The sequence below is a fragment of the Marinomonas lutimaris genome (assembly GCF_019426345.1).
Taxonomy (GTDB): Bacteria; Pseudomonadota; Gammaproteobacteria; order Pseudomonadales; family Marinomonadaceae; genus Marinomonas; species Marinomonas lutimaris.
Genome location: NZ_JAHLLW010000001.1, coordinates 404,901 through 421,378, shown reverse-complemented (window position 1 = coordinate 421,378; position 16,478 = coordinate 404,901). Strand labels below are relative to the sequence as shown.

The 16,478-nt window shown below is 43.8% G+C and carries 11 protein-coding genes; 7 read left to right on the top strand and 4 right to left on the bottom strand.

What is annotated here, in order from left to right:
- Positions 1 to 33: 33 nt before the first annotated feature.
- Positions 34 to 1,962 carry a B12-binding domain-containing radical SAM protein gene (locus KPL72_RS01820; protein ID WP_219701555.1) on the top strand — a complete coding sequence of 643 codons (1,929 nt, stop codon included), beginning with the start codon at positions 34 to 36 and terminating at the stop codon, positions 1,960 to 1,962.
- A 229-nt stretch (positions 1,963 to 2,191) separates the two neighbouring features.
- On the top strand, positions 2,192 to 4,069 hold the full coding sequence (locus KPL72_RS01815) for a hypothetical protein (RefSeq protein ID WP_219701554.1): 1,878 nt from the start codon (positions 2,192 to 2,194) through the stop codon (positions 4,067 to 4,069).
- A gap of 145 nt (positions 4,070 to 4,214) precedes the next feature.
- On the opposite strand, the gene KPL72_RS01810 is transcribed toward KPL72_RS01815, so the two are convergent.
- Positions 4,215 to 5,426 carry an MFS transporter gene (locus KPL72_RS01810; protein WP_219701553.1) on the bottom strand — a complete coding sequence of 404 codons (1,212 nt, stop codon included), beginning with the start codon at positions 5,424 to 5,426 and terminating at the stop codon, positions 4,215 to 4,217.
- Positions 5,427 to 5,560: 134 nt separating this feature from the next.
- Here KPL72_RS01810 and KPL72_RS01805 point away from each other — a divergent pair, with 134 nt between their 5' ends.
- Positions 5,561 to 6,430: a LysR family transcriptional regulator gene (locus tag KPL72_RS01805; RefSeq protein WP_219701551.1), complete on the top strand. Its 870-nt coding sequence runs from the start codon at positions 5,561 to 5,563 to the stop codon at positions 6,428 to 6,430.
- 190 nt (positions 6,431 to 6,620) lie between these two features.
- Here the strand turns inward: KPL72_RS01805 and KPL72_RS01800 are convergent, their stop codons facing one another.
- On the bottom strand, positions 6,621 to 7,370 hold the full coding sequence (locus tag KPL72_RS01800; RefSeq protein WP_219701549.1) for an RIO1 family regulatory kinase/ATPase domain-containing protein: 750 nt from the start codon (positions 7,368 to 7,370) through the stop codon (positions 6,621 to 6,623).
- A 362-nt stretch (positions 7,371 to 7,732) separates the two neighbouring features.
- Between KPL72_RS01800 and KPL72_RS01795 the strand changes: the two genes are divergently transcribed.
- Positions 7,733 to 9,373: a diacylglycerol kinase family protein gene (locus tag KPL72_RS01795; RefSeq protein WP_219701547.1), complete on the top strand. Its 1,641-nt coding sequence runs from the start codon at positions 7,733 to 7,735 to the stop codon at positions 9,371 to 9,373.
- A 251-nt stretch (positions 9,374 to 9,624) separates the two neighbouring features.
- The gene (locus KPL72_RS01790) at positions 9,625 to 10,227 is read left to right on the top strand and encodes a cytochrome b (RefSeq protein ID WP_212917289.1); all 603 of its coding nucleotides are present in this window, start codon (positions 9,625 to 9,627) and stop codon (positions 10,225 to 10,227) included.
- A gap of 66 nt (positions 10,228 to 10,293) precedes the next feature.
- Here KPL72_RS01790 and KPL72_RS01785 read toward each other — a convergent pair whose 3' ends face one another.
- Both KPL72_RS01785 and KPL72_RS01780 read right to left on the bottom strand, forming a co-directional pair.
- Positions 10,294 to 12,282 carry a BCCT family transporter gene (locus KPL72_RS01785; RefSeq protein WP_219701545.1) on the bottom strand — a complete coding sequence of 663 codons (1,989 nt, stop codon included), beginning with the start codon at positions 12,280 to 12,282 and terminating at the stop codon, positions 10,294 to 10,296.
- Positions 12,283 to 12,562: 280 nt separating this feature from the next.
- A complete protein-coding gene (locus KPL72_RS01780) occupies positions 12,563 to 13,015 on the bottom strand; it encodes a PA2169 family four-helix-bundle protein (RefSeq protein WP_212917287.1) in 453 nt (150 codons plus the stop codon).
- A gap of 276 nt (positions 13,016 to 13,291) precedes the next feature.
- Between KPL72_RS01780 and KPL72_RS01775 the strand changes: the two genes are divergently transcribed.
- Together KPL72_RS01775 and adhP are read left to right on the top strand one after the other, a co-directional pair.
- Entirely contained in the window at positions 13,292 to 15,295 is a 2,004-nt protein-coding gene (locus tag KPL72_RS01775; protein ID WP_219701543.1) for an oleate hydratase, read from the top strand.
- 158 nt (positions 15,296 to 15,453) lie between these two features.
- Entirely contained in the window at positions 15,454 to 16,464 is a 1,011-nt protein-coding gene (adhP, locus tag KPL72_RS01770) for an alcohol dehydrogenase AdhP (protein WP_219701541.1), read from the top strand.
- Positions 16,465 to 16,478 lie beyond the last annotated feature (14 nt).

Genomic DNA, 16,478 nt, shown 5'->3' with positions numbered 1-16,478 from the left:
TATTCCGATTAGGTTTTACTTTAAAGGCAGGCTATGACCGTTCTTCTGATGACTCCACCCATGACGCAATTAAATACGCCGTATCCAGCGACGGCGTATTTGACGGGCTTTTTGCGCTCTCGGGGCTATGAGGCGGTGCAGCGAGACCCTGCCATTGAGCTGTTTCTTGAGATGATGACGGCCCCCGCTCTGGATATTATCCGTCAGCATGTGGAAGACAACTTCGAGTCATTTGAAGACGATGAACTACCCGATGCGGTGTTTTGTTTCTTAGCAGAATTTGACCGCTATCGCCTTTGTGTCGAACCGGTTATTCGCTTTTTGCAGGGCAAAGATTCCAGCCTTGCCCTGCGTATCACTTCTCGCCGTTTCTTGCCTGAAGGGCCTGCGTTCGACGCCATCGAACAGATGGAAGCTGTGTCAGGCGATATACTAAAAACTGCTTTTGGTCAGCTTGGCGTGCAAGACAAAGCCAAGTATCTCGCGACCCTGTTTATCAACGATTTGTCTGCGGTGATTACTCAAGGCGTCGATCCGTATTTTGAAGTCAGTCGCTATGGCGAACGCCTCGCCGCGGCCAACCCAAGCTTTGATGATCTCTACAATACGCTGATGGGTGAGCCGAGCTTCAGTTCAGAAATCCTCGAGCAATTGGTAGAGCAATATATGGAAGAAACTCAACCCAGTGTCGTGGCGTTAACCGTGCCTTTCCCCGGCAATATGCTAGGTGCGTTACGTATTGCGCAAACCTGTAAAGCCATTAATCCTGATCTGCCAGTAGTGCTGGGTGGAGGGTTTGTGAACACAGAACTGCGCGCCTTACGTGATCCTCGCGTGTTCGAGTTTGTGGACTTTATTTGTCTGGACGATGGCGAACGCCCATTTATGACACTATTGGAATTCTTTGACGGCAAGCGTGAAATCGATGAGTTAGTGCGTACTTACTTCCTCGCTGAAGACGAAGATGGCGAACCATTCGTTCACTACAATGAAAACGCCGAGCTGCACGATATTCCCCAAACCGATGTAGGCACACCGATTTACGACGGCTTGCCGTTAACCGAATATTTGTCCCTATGTGAAATGCTCAACCCGATGCACCGCATCTGGAGCGATGGCCGCTGGAACAAGTTAACCATTGCCCACGGTTGTTACTGGCGCAAATGCAGTTTTTGCGATGTGACACTGGATTATATCGACCGTTACGATGCGGCAGGTGCCGATATATTGGTGGATCGAATAGAAGAATTGATCGAAGAAACTGGACAAACAGGTTTCCATTTTGTCGACGAAGCCGCTCCGCCAAAAGCCTTGTTTGCCTTAGCACGACGTTTAATCGAACGCGGTGTGGTGATCAGTTGGTGGGGCAATATTCGTTTTGAAAAAACCTTCACGCCGGAGCGCTGTCAGTTATTGGCGGATTCTGGTTGTATCGCGGTAAGTGGCGGGCTTGAAGTAGCATCTGATCGATTACTAAAACTAATGAAAAAAGGTGTCAGCGTCGAGCAAGTGGCAAGAGTCACCAAAGCCTTCAGTGATGCGGGTATTCTGGTTCATTCTTACCTGATGTATGGCTTCCCAACCCAAACCGAGCAAGAAACCATTGATGCTCTAGAAATGGTGCGTCAGATGATGGCGCAAGAATGTTTCCAATCAGCCTTCTGGCACAGATTCGCTGCTACGGCGCACAGCCCAATTGGTATTAATCCCGAAGAGTACGGCATCACGCTTGCTGAACGTCCCGATATTTTGTTCGCAGAAAACGATGTGGATTTCACCGATCCAACGGGAACCGATCACGACATGCTTGGCGACGGACTGCGAAAAGCACTCTACAACTACATGCACGGCATCGGTTTTGATCAACCAATGGACTTCTGGTTCGATAAACCAGTGAAACCAACTTTAGTAAAACCGAATTTGATATCTAAAGCCTTGAACGACCTGATTGTTAGTAGTTAAACCTTATTATTAAAGTAATTGAGCTGAACGAAAATACGAATATTTGTTTAGCTCATAGTTACTGTAATACATCCTTATCCTTCGCTAGAAGTAGCAACATTCATATTGTAATATGTGCGCTGATGTCAGGAAGTCGATGTGGCTAAATCCCCCCCAACTTAGCCAACGCCCCTGATTACATATTTAAACGTCACCCTACTCTTTATGAGTGCACCTAATAGGAATTTTTATGGCTTTCGATTATGGATCGATTGATCTTGGTTTAAAGAACCCTTTTAAAAAAGAAGGCGCAGTTACTGCGCTACGAGGCATTGTTCAATTAGCCTTAGGAATATACTTACTTATTGACTCAGTGAGTTATGTTCAGACAAGCAAAATTGCGGGGTGGATTTTTGTTTTCTTTGGTGCGTTTCTTTTAGCTGGTGGCCTTAATGCTCTTGGCAAAGGTATATACGCAATGTTGCGTTACTTTGTCGGCCGAAATCATCCTACTTCTCTTGCTTATAACTTCAGTAAATCTGAATCTAGTACTGCTCAAGAAGAAGCTAATACTGTCGCATACTCTCGTCAATCGATTGAAGAAATGCTCATCGGTCGTAAAAATAGTTCTTTTGTTGAACCAATTGGCTTTTTGGCTCGCTTGCTTCATAGCTTTATGCCTAAGCTATTATTCATGCCTTACCCTATACGAAACCTTATGCAACGCCTATTTGGTGCCTGGGTCAAAACACTTATTGCCATAGTTGCTTATGCTTTTGTCGCATTTGTTTCTCTGTCTGGACTAATTGGCGAATCAGGCAATACAGTATTTCCAGTCTATTCTGTTGCCTTACTGTTTTATATTATTTCAGTATGGCGTAAAGCGTCTAAACCATTAAATCGTCGAGCAGAATTAAATATTGAGTCTCTTGGCACAGGTACTATTGTTAAAGTGATTATCTGGTCACTGCTATTACCAGTGGCGATTTCTATTGGTTTAGAGTGGTCGCTAGGCAGTTCGAATACTTCACAGTCAAAGTTAAATACTTTTATTGCCGCTCTACCAGCATTACATACTTATCTATACTTAATCGGTGTTTTTACTATATCAACATTAGGTACCGGATTAATCGCTGTAATGCTCACTAAGCGATTAAAAAATACTACCCCCACAACCGAAGTTTCTGAGCTTCGTGAAAACTGGCAGGAGTCTGTTCACCCAAACGAAATATTTATCAATCTAGATAATCTTGTCATGGCAAACCGCCGTTATAAAGAAGTTCCTAACCGCGTTTACCAAGAGCTTGACCCTAAACTTAACGAGCAAGTTGAAGGTAAAGGAGACTTCAGTGGAAAATTGATTCAGGAAATACAACCTCGCTATAAACCAATGAACCTAGGTGGCAGCTTCAATATTTCCCGTATGGTTGCATTGATATCAGGAAATGTACTCTTTATCATCGCCAGCTTATTCAGTTTTTTACTCGCTTATGCCACATTTGATCTTTACCAAGCAAGCCAGCTAATCTCTGCATCTAGTTTAGAAAAGGTGACGAGAGCAGCTGGATTTAACCTGTTTATCGATACGCTTTATAGTGCGATACATCTTGTACTTATAGCAATGATTGCTAAGTCATTTGCCCGATTACTCACTACCGCCGCACATATTTTTTTCGCAGAATTACAATTTGAATCCTTACTCATTTACTTCAAATGTGAAGGTACTTTCACTGAGTCAAAAATATCCACAGGAACAGGGATTCATGACAGTACTCGCTCTGAAAATACGTTAGTTAGGAGCAGCATTACACCCTGGGTTATTGTCTCTCGTATTGTATCCACCACGTTTGCCGCAACGGGTATGCGTAACTTAGAGCACCCAAGATACATACAAGAAATGCATAAAGATGATGCAGAACTAGCTTCTATTAGAGCGGATGTCATCGGGTTCTTAAAAGATCGAGAATCAATAGCCTCTATAACCAGTGCACGAGATTTAGGTAATGCATCCCAAATTCACCAGCTTAATCAGCAAACTCGAGCATACTCTGATGCTCCGCAAACAGCTTTAACCATGGACGAACAAGCCGCTGGGGTCCTGCAAAAAGAAGAAGAACCAGAAAAATAGTCATATTAAATAAAAACGGCCATTGAATGGTCGTCCCTGAATAATGGCGTTTCAGGCAAGAAGCGCCATACAACTTTTAGGTCTTTCCATTCGCCACGGCGCACAGTCCGATTGGCATTAAATTCGTAGACAGCTCCTCCTACTTTCAGATTTCTGGCTGTAAGAAGCTGTCAGAGCGAGGTTTATTGGATTGACGCTCGTGCAAGAATATATACATTGCCAATACAAACAACACGACAGCCAGCCCGCAGATCAATAAATATACATTTGATAAACTGCCAGTCGCATCATAAATCATCCCCGCCAAGACATTGCCTAGAGCACCACCAAGTCCGAACGTTACCATGCCAATACCGTTGATCTGCATGGTTGCTTTGGAAGAATATTGTTTACTTATCCAGCCTGCAATAATGCCCCAAATAGGGAAATACATCATGCCGTAGCCAAAGCCTGCAAGCATAACGAACTGCTCAGGACGATAAATAAAAGCCAATAATCCTAAAGCAAAAACACCGAAAATAACCAAAAACGTGACACTAGGGCCTTTCTTATCCGCCAGCTTGCCAACAAAGAAGCCCGCAATCATGCCCGTTATCCCGATGATGCCCCAGGTGTAACCACCTAATGCTGGCGGTAGTGATAACTCCGCCAGATAGGTATTCAGCCAGGTGGTAAATGTCATGGTTGACGCGCCAACCAGTAACAATATGAAGCAAGCAAGAAAAGCGGTGCGTTCACGCAATACGGTTCTAAACAACTGCCGTGTTCCCATGGCGAAAGTAACATCAATATCTTGATCTTGTACTTCAGAGCGGACACTTTTAAGCAAACTAAACGTCGCGAATAACGTCACCAACCCAAGTACGGATGCAGCCATCCAACCGCTACGCCATCCCAATAGTGGAACGACCAATAAAATAATCAGACCGTTAACACTGTAACCCCAAGCAGTACCGCTTGAAGCGATAGACAGGTTGGTTGCGGTTCGATCTGGACGACCATAGCGAGTAACCAATTCCACAATCGACCCCCAACTAATCGCCGCACTCGCCGCCATAACGGTGAGGACAAAAATCATAATGGTCGTATTATCTAGCCACGCCATGGTAAACAGCAAAGACGTGGTTAAAGTACCTGTGATCAGTAACAAGCGCCCCGAATCCAAACGTGGGCCAATCACTCCCAATAGCATGGCACCAACAAGATAGGACACCTGTGTTAGCGCCCCCGCTAAAGCGAGATGCCAGCTAGTAATATCAAGTGAGTTTTGCATGGTGGGGACTAATGCCGCAAACAAGAAAATACCAAAACCATGACTGATAACCTGATTAAAGCCGAATGTTATTGGAATACGCATCACAAACCCCTTGCTTCAATACCTTTGAAAGGCATGTATAAAAAACAATCAATGGCGCCATATTAGGGGCTTGCTTTTATTCGGTAAATCGATAAATATTCAACTCTATGTTCAACTATATTGAAAACTAAACAATGCGTGATTTACCGATAAATTTACTTCGCACTTTTATGGTGGTGGCTGAGACGCTAAACTTGACTGAAGCAGCCAAACAGCTGCACAAAGCGCCATCGACAATTAGTATGCAGCTCAATCGTTTGGAGGATTTAATCGCCAACCCACTTATGGAACGTGGTCAACATGGTGTGCGATTAACGGCTGTCGGAGAGCAATTAAAAGCGCATGCTCAACAGCTTTTAAACCTGCATGATCAAATTATGGGCTCGTTTCAGAATATGGACATCAGTGGTGTGGTTCGGCTGGGAACTCATGATCAATACGCCAGCCGCACGCTTGCTCCACTTTTGCAGGACTTCATTTTGAGCTACCCGGAAGCAGAACTAGAAGCGGTTTGTGATTACCGTCCAGATTATTTGCTCGATCTTTTGGACAAAGGCAAGCTGGATATTGCTTTAGTTGAAATGCTGGCTGACACCGAAGGCGGCGTTCGATTACGCCGTGACGAATTGGTTTGGATTGGGCCAAAGAATCATTTTGTTCATACCCAAAGCGTACTGCCCTTGGTGGTATTTGCAGAGGGTTGTAAACACCGTCAATTTGCCTGTGAAGCACTCGACAATGCCAAGATTCCTTATCGCATCGCCTTTACCAGCCAAAGCCGCTCAGGTGTCCTAGCTGCGGTTCGTGCTGGCGTGGGAATTGGTATTGTTCCCTACCATACTTTAGAAGAGGATTTGGCTATTTATCAGGATTTGCCCTCTCTTCCAGACATGGAAGTGACGCTTTTCACATCGCCAAAAGCCAATGAGGCAACTCGACGTTTAGAAAAAATCATTGTCGAAAACTCAATATTTAATCCACTAATGATAGGAGCCAGATACTAAGGTAATAAGCGCGATATAACGAATGCACGGCATCGGTTTTGATCAACCTATGGACTTTTGGTTTGATAAACCAATGAAGCGTACTTTTGAAAAAACGATCTGATTGTTCATAGTTAATGCTGGTCGTTAGATCGAGTGTTAGCAGTGACATCAGTCATTTAATAAAAAAATCTAGAGTTCTCGTTGCCACTCAAAGTTTATCTATCATATTACGAAATAAATCCGCACCAGGTAGCTGACTGGCAATACCGCATAACCAAAGGTAGGCTCGATGCATTGGGTAACCGCGAAAAATCCAACGCTTTCTGAGTTGGTTATAGTTCATTAAAAACTCCTTTTTATACGCTGTCATTGGTTGCTCACACCCAGTTAACCAAGCTTTGTAAACACCAGATAAATCCGCTCCCCGCATAATGCGTTTTAACCAATTGGGAAAACGGGAAAAGGTGATGGCCGATTGAAAATCAATAATATAAGGCTGACCATCTTCCCCTACAAGAATGTTCCCAAGGTTCCGCAGATCCAAATGCACTAAACCACGACGGTGCATTTCAGACACTCTATGCTCTAATTGATGAAAAAATGATTTAGGCAGTTTTTTATTCTGTTTTTTGAGCGATCGCAAAGGAGTCCCTTCGATGAAAGAGTACGCTATGCTGATGTTAGACAGACGATGAAATTGATCACTCACGCCACTCATTCCATTGAGGCGCTCTAAAGCTTTGTATTCTTGACCAATAAATAAGCGGGCAAACGTTCTTCTCACAAACCATGGGCTGTGTTGAAAGTCCTTAATGACAAAATCAAAAGAATCGTCTTTATAACGGTATACAATTGCATTAGCAAAGCGGCCTTTATGAAGCACACTAACTTTATTGCTATGGAACGAATGTTCGGGAAAGCATTCGCTTAACTGCGAAACCAAAACCTGCTCTTTCATCAACAACACCTGTACTAGTCGCCATTTAGATAGCTACCCTAACAAACGTCAGTTTTATGAAATAGAGATGAACAAAAGTCTCACGTTTCATTACGCTTTTATTTCAAAATATGCAGTAAAATAGTGAAAAAAGAATGAAATAACACTTTTTTCGAGTTAAAAATATTTAAGAAATTATTAACTGTCATATCAACTAAAAAATGGCATCCATAAGAGATATCGACGTCTTTATTTTTCAGCTTTTTGACAAATCATAGGTTGCCATTTACATAGATCGGAACGGCTCACAGTCTGATAATCTATCAATTGGATGCCAGTGTGTTACCCTGTTTAGACTATGGCTGGACTCTAGGAGAGTTGTATTGTTTAAACCAAACTATTATTTATTGATCACTGCTGCTTTAGTTTTGTTGGTTATTATGACCAGTAATGTCTATTTTCAGCTTGCTTGGGCATGGTTTGCCCTGTCATTTTTCACTGTCAGTCTTGCCTACCTTCTAAATAAACCCACTATTTTTCGTAAACGCTCCGATGGCACTGTACCCGTTTATATTCGCTGGGTATTTATGCCGTTTTTGTGGAGTACACAACTTTATAATAGCTGGGCGAGAAGTACTGATTCTGTTCCTGCATTACAAAAAATAGACGAAGGTTTATATCTTGCGAGGCGTTTGTTTCCTTCCGATATTCACCAAATTAAAAGCGAGAACATCAGTGCTGTATTAGATGTGACAGCCGAGTTCAGCTCTTTAAATTGGATGTCTTATCAAGCCGATGTCGATTATTTAAACGTGCCTATTCTTGATCATTCAGTTCCTTCCGATACGCAAATACATCGTGCGCTAAACTGGATACATACGCACCGTAAAACAGGGCGTTCAGTTGTTGTGCATTGTGCTTTGGGCCGTGGCCGCTCGGTGTTTATGATGGCGGCGTATTTGCTAAGCCAGAATCCCAAATCATCACCCAGTGACATCATGGATAAAATTCGTGAAATACGCCAAACAGCGCGTTTAAATAAACGCCAGTTTAAGTATTTGAAACGCGCCTTGGATAACAAGCTTTTGATAGTACAGAACTCCGCTTGGCTAATCGCTAATCCTGTGTCTGGCACCCGTCAATGGGAAGAGCAGCAAGACGTCATACTTCGTTATTTATCCGCCTATTTTGATGTCACAGTGAAAACCACAACACCAGAAGTGAATGGTACTGATCTAGCCCAAGAAGCCGTTAAAGCCTCGCCAGATATGATCATTGCCTGTGGTGGCGACGGCACAGTCACCGAGGTTGCTGCCGCAATGGTTGGTACAAACATTAAGCTGGGCATTATTCCATTTGGTACCGCCAATGCGTTAAGTCATGTGCTCTGCGGCACTATGTCGAAAATTGCCCCGTTGGAAACCATTTGCTTGAATTTAATTGATGGCTGCGAGCAACGTATCGACACAGCAACCTGTAACGGCGAATTAATGCTATTACTTGCGGGGGTTGGCTTTGAGCAGCAAATGATCGAAAAAGCTGATCGCAGCAAAAAGAATACAAGTGGTCAGCTCGCCTATTTGAAAGGTTTGTGGGAAGCCATCGGCCAAAATGAGGTTCATGAATTTACTATTCAGCTAAATGACGATGAGCCGTTTACCATCAAAACTCCGAGTTTAACTATTGCTAATGCCGCGCCTATCACCACTTTGTTAGCACAAGGCAAAGGTGTGCCTAATATTATGGATGGCGAATTGGATTTAACTTGGTTGGACCCAGAGCGAATGCAAATATTGAACTTGGCGGAATTAGCCATGCTTGGTATGGGCGACAGGAACGAAGACAACGACTTACCAGAAGGCAACAACGGCATCTTTCATCGTTCAGCACAGCGTGTCACAGTGGATATTAGCCAAGTTGGTCATTATGTGGTGGATGGTGAAGAACGCGAAGCAGAGAAGCTAGAAGTCGTTGTCAGGCCTAAATCATTGAGCGTTATCGTGCCGGAGTCGGTGGTTAGCTAACACCTCAGCCGCCAAAGATAGACACAATACTTCGTTGTTCATTCTTTAATAACCTGAACCCCAGATTCATCCTTTCACCAAGATTTAAAACAGAGCCTAACTTTCATTAGGCTCTGTTTTTTGGTGCCATCCCCCCTACAAATAATAACAATTATCGTTATAATCAAGCTCTTTTATGCGAAGCCTTTTTAACCACTCACACGAGTTACTGACTTCAGGACAAGGTTAAAAGATAGGGAACTCTAGATTCAATGACGTTACATATAGAAAACACAGACATCGTTAATCAAAGACATACAAACTGGCGAGACAGTCAAAATTACTACGGAAGAGTCAGCCGTACACTGCATTGGGTTACGGCGGCACTCGTCATATTACAATTCTCAATCGTGTTAGCATGGCGTGGCACAGGGAAAAACACTTTTACCCTATTCCTAGACAGCATAGGTCCACACGGATCATTAGGATTATTGATTTTAATAGTCACCTTGATTCGTCTAGGATGGACATGGGTAAATAGAAAGCAACGTCCGCCTCAGGCACAAGGTATTGGAGGGAAATTAGCGCGCCTCGTGCATGCCTCTTTTTATGCGTTACTGCTTTTTTTGCCCGTTTTTGCACTACTACGTGAGTATGGTGAAGGCTATGAAATACGCTTATACGGCATGATAATACTTCCCGAAATGGAGCGTAACATCACTTGGATGGTGGCACCTGCCAATCTGTTACACAGCCCTATGTCATGGCTACTTTTTGCCTTAGTCATCGGCCATATTTCCATGGCACTGATTCATCGTTTTTGGTTCAAAGATAAGGTTTTGGCACGTATGACAGGACGACACTCAGCCAACTAAAAAAGCCAGCATTCACTCCTATTGAGTCAATGCTGGCTTTTTGCTTAGTACTTTTTTAGATCAAAACTAAGAGACCGTATTCCAAGGTAATTGCCCAGGCGCTGCATCAACGAAGTTGAAGTACTGCTCTAGCTGGTCAATCAAGTCTCGTATTACTTCATCTTGGCTGCAGCCATAAAGTTCATAACCCAGAGCACCATTGCGAATATACACATCGGCCTGCCAATGAGTATTGTATTTCGAGTTCTCACTGTGCGCTTCTGGTATTTCATGCTCTGTGGCCACCACTTGGTAGTAGAAATCCAATTTTTCGTCACGCTCTAGCTGGAAGGTCACACCGTTTTCCTCTCGAGTGATATTGGCTTTCCAACCATGAATTGCCAGCTCTTTTTGCACTTCTTCCATCGCCGGTTCCACTACATCTTTAATAAAGTGTGTCACCTTGGCTTCACCAGGAAATTTAAATAAAGTACTTAATCGTTTGCGCCAGCTACCTTCATTGCTAAAGGCTCGACCCGGCGTCGCAGCCGCTTCTACAGCAGCGCCACGGTGCCCTTCGATCACCAAGGCCCGCCATAAACCAAGTGCTGCAATCAACATGACAATGGCAAAAGGTAGTGCCGCCAGAATACTCATAGTCTGCAAGGCACTTAATCCACCAGCCAGCAATAAAGTTGCGGCAATGATACCCTCAAGAGACGCCCAAAAGACGCGCTGCCAAACCGGTGTTTCTAATGCGCCACCAGAAGCCAATGAATCAACGACTAAGGACCCGGAATCCGAAGAGGTAACAAAGAAGGTAATGATCAAAAAGACAGTAACCACAGATAGAAATGTAGACCAAGGCAATAGGTCATAGAACTGAAACAATGCCACTGAATGATCAGCTTGCACTTCGCCAATCAATACATCTTTACCCTGCTCCATAATCAAATACAGTGCGGTATCACCAAAGATGGCAAACCATAGGAAAGTAAATAGAGTCGGAACCGCAAGCACACCGAAGATAAACTGACGAATTGTACGTCCGCGGCTGATCTTGGCAATAAACAAACCGACGAACGGTGCCCAAGCAATCGTCCACGCGAAGATGAATAGCGTCCAGTTACCAATCCAATCACTTTGCGTATAAGCCTGTAGATTAAAGGTACGCTCGACAATATTACTGAGATACGAGCCGGTGTTTTGTACGAAGGCATCAAGAATGTGAATACTTGGGCCAACGAAAAACACAATCACCATAATGAATACAGCCAGTCCCATATTCAAAATCGAAAGGTTTTTCACCCCCTTATCCATCCCTGCAACCACAGAACCAATTGCGGCGAGCGTGATTAAACCAATGGCAGTGATCTGAACCGTGGTATTAATTGGAACGTCTTCCCAAAGGTAATGCAAACCGGCATTGATCTGCGTAACCGATAACCCAAGCGTAGTCGCCAAACCAAACAAGGTACCGAGGATGGCAAACACATCGACAATATGACCAATAGGCCCATAAATACGATCACCAATCAGAGGGTAAAGTGCGGAACGCACAGACAATGGCAAACCATGACGGAAAGCAAAATAGGCAAGAACCAGACCCATCAGGCCGTAAATACCCCAAATATGTAAGCCCCAATGGAAGTAGGCAATTTGCATCGCTTCGCGAGCAGCACCGATTGTCTCGGCGGTAGCGTTAGGCGGTTGGGAGAAATGTAAGACAGGTTCAGCCACACCAAAGAACAATAAAGCAATACCGTAACCAGCGGAAAATAACATCGCAAACCAAGCCGGAAAACTGTATTCAGGATCTCCGTGGTCTGGGCCTAAGCGAATATTGCCCCAACGACTGAATCCGATACAAACAAGAAATACGAGAAAAATCGCGGTAGCCAGCATATAGAACCAGCCAAAGGTCTTAGTCACCCAAGCCAATGCGCTTTGAAATACTTCCCCTGCAAGCTCTGGATTACTTAGAGTTCCAACGATAAGAAATAGGGTAACGATAACGGTTGGAATAAATACAGGTAGCAAAATTGCACCCGTTGCCGTCTTTTGTGAATTGGTCATAAAGGCTCCTCCTCTATGTATACTCTGACAAAAGCTGACAACAATTGCAATAAATGATTAGATGTCTAAACATTAACAAGCATAAATGAACCCGCTAAATAGACACAAAAAAGCCAGTGTTACCCCCTAATCTGGCAACACTGGCTTTTGAATTAACACTGTTTCACGGCTATCTTTCTCCTCTTTTACCTTGATCTCGATACACTTTTATCTTGATCTCGATGGACGAGAATGTCACCAATCAACAAATTAAGATTAAACCTACTTCAAGTACGGATGATTAATGCTGAGCCGCTACTTGCAATGCTTTCATCTCGTCGTGGCACTCTTTCATTCTAACTTTCACACGGCGTAGAGTAACTTCACAGTCTTGCGTTTGATTTCTCTCTAACGCAAGGTCAAGCTCCTCGAGCACCTTGTCTTCCACTTCTTCTAGCTGATCAACATAAGTAAAAGCGGTAGATTCGCTGGAAAGTTTAGATATCAATTTGGTGTAAGACTGGCGCGCTTTCACCAAATTATTCGTGTCTGTTTCTACTTCACCTTGCTGATCGACAGCGAATGGCTGCAGCTCTGCAACGGCCTCAGATTTAGCACCGATCATGCGATCAAAAAAAGCGTTATAAGTACTGTCATCTAGTTTGGTTTTCGCTTCTTGGTAGAATTCAATACCTCCGTTCATCACTTTAATAATATCTGTAATGTGGTGGGCATGTGCAGTTTGATTTTGCATATCTTCCTCCTAAGCTAAATTGTTCTAGTTAACGTTTCTTTTATTTCGTGTTCCTGCATACATAGTTGGCGATGGCAGGATCAAAAACAACCGCATTTCAGGAGATGCACTTAGACTGCATATTTACTGCAATAAATAGAGATTCTCTTACAAAGCATTTTTTCTTATAAAAATTAAGACCTAACCCTTGATCTAACGCAGTTTCCACGACCTTCTTCTGTGCCACTATGATCACATAGCATTTCGACTAATGCGCCTAAAGAAGGGAAACATGTGATGAGTCATAAAGACATTTCGACGTTTACTATTTCTACCACGGCCCCAGAGGGATTCGAACATGAACCTGATAGCACCCGCGATTACTGGCACCACCAAGCATTAAACACCTTACCACCTGGCGATTTTATTGCGCCTTATGCTCGTCATAAAACCTTGCCGACACCCGGCATTGAAAACCGTAAAGCATGGATTGTTGGCAGTGGCATCGGTGGCCTTGCGGCGGCTTTTTATCTGCTTCGTGATGCGCACATGCCGGCTGAAAACATCACCATTTTAGAAGAGATGGACATTGAAGGCGGCTCTATGGATGGTACGGGTAATCCTGAAGAAGGTTATATCATCCGCGGCGGTCGTGAGATGAATTGGAACTACGACACTCTGTGGGATTTATTTCAAGATGTACCTGCAGTCGAGTTGCCAGAAGGCTATTCCATTCTTGATGAATACCGCCTTATTAATGACAACGATCCCAACTATTCAGAGGCGCGCTTAATGCACAAATGCGGCGAATTTTTGGACGCGAAGGACTTTGGTCTGAGTAAATCCCAGCAATGGGAACTGATACGTTTGATGCTAAAACGTAAGGAAGAATTAGACGACATCAGCATCGAAAATTATTTCAGTGAAGGTTTCTTAAAAACAAACTTTTGGTTCCTTTTCCGCTCCATGTTTGCTTTCAAAAATTGCCACAGTCTGTTGGAAACCAAACTGTATTTGCATCGCTTCCTCGACTCTATCGATGGCTTTGCTGACATGTCTGCGTTGGTTTTTCCTAAGTACAATCAATACGATACCTTTATTAAACCGCTAGCAGATATGCTGCGCGAGAAAGGAGTGTGCTTTCAGTTCGGCACTCGGGTGGAAGATCTTGATATCTCCTTTTCTGGGGATAAAAAAACCGTCACCGGTATTAGAGCTATTGTCATAAAGGAAGGTAAAGAAGAAGCCAAACATATTAATGTCGGACTTGGCGATTTGGTCTTTACGCTAACCGGATCAATGACAGAACACACGGCTTATGGCGATATGGAAAACGTGCCAGAGCTCACTTGCAACAAGCATGATCCGGGCGAAAACAGTGGTTGGACTTTATGGAAAAATCTTGCGAAAAAATCGCCAGTATTCGGTAAGCCAGAAAAATTCTACGGTAACGTGGATAAATCCATTTGGGAATCGGCCACACTCACTTGTAAACCTTCTCCTCTTATCGACAAAATAAAAACTTTGTCCGTGAACGATCCCTATTCTGGTCGTTCTGTCACGGGCGGGATCATCACTATTACCGATTCCAACTGGCTGTTGAGTGTCACCTGTAATCGCCAGCCTCATTTCCCAGACCAACCAGAGGATACATTGGTTCTTTGGGTCTATGGCTTATTGATGGATAAATCAGGCAATCGCATCCACAAAACTATGGCGCAATGCACCGGCAAAGAAATCCTTACCGAACTTTGTTATCACCTAAACATTGAAGATCAGCTTGATAAGATTGTTGCCAATACAAAAATTCGCCTCGCGCTTATGCCTTATATTACCGCTCAATTCATGACACGCGCCGCGGGAGATCGTCCTCATGCCGTGCCACAAGGCTGCACTAATTTAGGTTTGATTGGACAGTTTGTAGAAACACGCAACGACATTATCTTCACCATGGAAGCGTCCATTCGTACGGCTCGTATTGGGGTTTATAAACTACTGAACATTCCTAAACAAGTGCCTGATATTAGCCCGACTCAGTACGATATTCGTAATCTGATTAAAGGCGCTAGAGCACTCAACAGCGGCAAGCCATTTATGGGAGAGCGCTTACTACATCGCTTACTCGACAAAACCTACTTTGCGCATATTTTGCCTCCACTACCGGAACCAGAGGAAAGCAAACAATCTCGATTTGAAGAAGAGATGCATGAGCTACTCGGTAAAAGCAGCACAATGATGCATAAGTTCGGCGGTTGGATTAGCTCACTTCGAGAAAGTTTATCAAGCAAGGATAAAAGCTAAAGAAATTCAGCTCGAAATATAAATTGTACTGTGGTGCAAGCATATTGGACTGATGGATAAGTTTTTTATTTGGTTACTTTTAAAGTAAAAGAGCAAACAAAAGTGCTCTTAAATATAACGCAGTACTAAACAGTACAAAAAAAAAGATGGAGTTTGTTATGAAAGCAGCTGTAGCCAGTAAATTTGGTGCCATTCTAAAAATTGAGGATGTGGCTAAACCTAAGATCGAACCACATCAGGTACTCGTTAAGATTCATGCTTGTGGCGTTTGTCATACGGATTTACATGCTTGTCATGGAGATTGGCCTGTTAAACCGACTCTACCCTTTATTCCAGGTCACGAAGGCGTTGGCGAGATTGTTGAAGTCGGCAGCGCAGTAAAGCATTTGGTCTTGGGAGATCGAGTCGGCATTCCTTGGTTGTACAGCGCCTGCGGACATTGTGAATATTGCTTAACAGGCAACGAAAACTTATGTCTTTCACAGCAAAACGCAGGTTATTCAGTCGATGGTGGTTACGCGGAATATTGCGCGGCTCATGCGGAATATGTGGTTAAAGTTCCTGAAGGCTTGGGTTATGTTGAAGCGGCGCCGTTATTCTGTGCTGGTGTGACGACTTATAAAGCACTCAAAGTCTCCGGTGCAAAACCTGGTGATTGGGTCGCTCTGTTTGGTATTGGCGGCTTAGGCCATTTAGCCGTGCAATACGCCGTTGCCATGGGGTTTCGAGTGGTTGCTGTCGATACGGGCGCAGCCAAACGTGACTTGGCGATGTCATTAGGTGCAGAATATTTCTTCGATTTCAAAACCGACGATGTCGTAAAAGAAATTCTAGACACAACCTCAGGTGTTCATGCCACCGTTTGTACTGCTGTCAGCAAAGCGGGCTTCAGACAGAGCTATGACGTGATTCGTCGTGGCGGTAAATGTGTCTTGGTTGGTTTGCCGCCAGAAGACATGCCATTGCCTATTTTCAACACCGTCCTCAATGGCGTCAGTGTCGTTGGCTCCATCGTCGGTACTCGTAAAGATCTGGAAGAGTGCTTGGAATTTGCCGCACGCGGTAAGGTCAAAGCGATTATCGCCGAAAAAACACTGGACGATATTAATGAGATCTTCGCCGATATGGAAAAAGGCGACATTACAGGCCGTATCGTAATGAGCTTGTAATTTCTCGTTTTACA

Bases quoted from the DNA above. Each gene is read 5' to 3' on its own strand.
- KPL72_RS01820 (WP_219701555.1), top strand. From the start codon at position 34: ATGACCGTTCTTCTGATGACTCCACCCATGACGCAATTAAATACGCCG.
- KPL72_RS01815 (WP_219701554.1), top strand. From the start codon at position 2,192: ATGGCTTTCGATTATGGATCGATTGATCTTGGTTTAAAGAACCCTTTT.
- KPL72_RS01810 (WP_219701553.1), bottom strand. From the start codon at position 5,426: ATGCGTATTCCAATAACATTCGGCTTTAATCAGGTTATCAGTCATGGT.
- KPL72_RS01805 (WP_219701551.1), top strand. From the start codon at position 5,561: ATGCGTGATTTACCGATAAATTTACTTCGCACTTTTATGGTGGTGGCT.
- KPL72_RS01800 (WP_219701549.1), bottom strand. From the start codon at position 7,370: ATGAAAGAGCAGGTTTTGGTTTCGCAGTTAAGCGAATGCTTTCCCGAA.
- KPL72_RS01790 (WP_212917289.1), top strand. From the start codon at position 9,625: ATGACGTTACATATAGAAAACACAGACATCGTTAATCAAAGACATACA.
- KPL72_RS01785 (WP_219701545.1), bottom strand. From the start codon at position 12,282: ATGACCAATTCACAAAAGACGGCAACGGGTGCAATTTTGCTACCTGTA.
- KPL72_RS01780 (WP_212917287.1), bottom strand. From the start codon at position 13,015: ATGCAAAATCAAACTGCACATGCCCACCACATTACAGATATTATTAAA.
- KPL72_RS01775 (WP_219701543.1), top strand. From the start codon at position 13,292: ATGAGTCATAAAGACATTTCGACGTTTACTATTTCTACCACGGCCCCA.
- adhP (WP_219701541.1), top strand. From the start codon at position 15,454: ATGAAAGCAGCTGTAGCCAGTAAATTTGGTGCCATTCTAAAAATTGAG.